This is a genomic window from Paenibacillus sp. P3E (assembly GCF_001909045.1).
GTDB classification, from domain to species: domain Bacteria; phylum Bacillota; class Bacilli; order Paenibacillales; family Paenibacillaceae; genus Paenibacillus_AQ; species Paenibacillus_AQ helianthi.
The window spans coordinates 1-1427 of sequence record NZ_LVWH01000105.1; the positions used below are offsets into that span (position 1 = coordinate 1).

Annotated in this window: 1 protein-coding gene and 1 pseudogene; both read right to left on the reverse strand. The window is 34.1% G+C overall.

The genetic code is table 11. The features are described 5' to 3' along the window. A pseudogene (locus A3842_RS32925) lies at positions 1-188 on the reverse strand (hypothetical protein); the annotation flags it as partial. Beyond that, on the reverse strand, positions 154-1427 hold a 1274-nt coding region (locus A3842_RS10120), incomplete at its 5' end, for a site-specific integrase (protein ID WP_143186233.1). The gene A3842_RS10120 and the pseudogene A3842_RS32925, both read right to left, overlap by 35 nt.

The window sequence follows — 1427 nt, forward strand, 5'->3', positions numbered from 1 at the left end:
CCTTTATTCTCATCATCTATTTGTTTTGATAATTCAGCAATCTTCCTGTAAGAAATTTTAATACCCTGTTTTATTAGCTCGTCGATCGATTGTTTTCCTAATTTAAACGTTCTGTCTTTTCGTTGATGATATACACTATCCAGCCAAGGTTTTTTAGTTTTTTTTCTGGAATTGAATGTTTGGCTCATAGGATTCGTCCTTTATATACATCTCAATACCTTCAATTTCTTTTAATTCTATTTTAGCTCTCCTCATAGCTAATTTCATCTTTTTTGCCTCTACTTCTAATCCTAATTTCACAAAGCGCTTTTCACTTTCTTGTGCCCAAGCATGATACTGTTCAATTTCGTGCCTGAATTCTGGTTGCGGAACCTTTGCTGCACAACCCATACAAGCCATCTTTGTCGGACACACTGAATCAATTGTACATATACCACCAACTACTTTGGAGACAGTACCTACCTTTTCTTTGTATTCTTCATAGATAGCTTCGAGTTCCTCAGGGCTTCTCTGAATCCCTTGTTGAATATCGATATAAGACATCCAATTGTCATGTAGAGATTCAATTGTACCAGAGATTTGAATATTCGTTGGTGCAGCATAATAACTAGTGACACTTTCATCTTTTTGATGTAATAATTTTCGTACAATGTCAATAGGTAGTCTTTCTGTTTGAGCTGCATGAGTAGCGAATGCGTGTCTCAATAGATGGGTTTTAAGAACTACCTGTTTTCCTTCTTCTGTTTGAATAATCAAGCCATGTGTTATAAAGCGAATTACAGAATTCAATGTGAACTGATTTATATGTTGTTTGTTATATTGAAATACATATTTTCTTTTTTTATCAAGCAAGTGCTTTCGTGATAGTATACTGTACTCTACTTCTGGTAGGGCATCTGAATTATAGTGATTCTTTAATTCGTTGACTATCATTAATAATGTTTTAAATACACTTTCAGGCATATAGTAATTCTCTTCAGTATCTCTACCTTTTGGAATTAATCTGAAAATATAATTTCTTTTAGTTGGTGTTACCTTTCTATCTTCGGTTATAACGCAACAATCCGCATCATAGCTAACCTGCAAAATCTCATTTATACGAGCACCTGAGTAAGACTGAATATCTAATGAAAAAATTGCAAACATACAGGCGATGTACAATGACTCTACATTAATAACAAGGCGTGAACTTTTATGATATGCCGGGCTTCTGGTAAAGTTAATATTTTGAGTTAATACTCCAATGTTCCTAGATAGAAATGGGTGTATATTTTCCTTGGTATCATGCCCCCAGCTTTCTAATAATGAGATACCTTCTTCTAATCTTTCACTAGATCCGAACTTTGACCAGGCACCTATAAGACGATTTTTTAAAATTTCAAAAAACCATAACCCTTCTCCTTGAGATCCATCTGAAAGGTTAATTG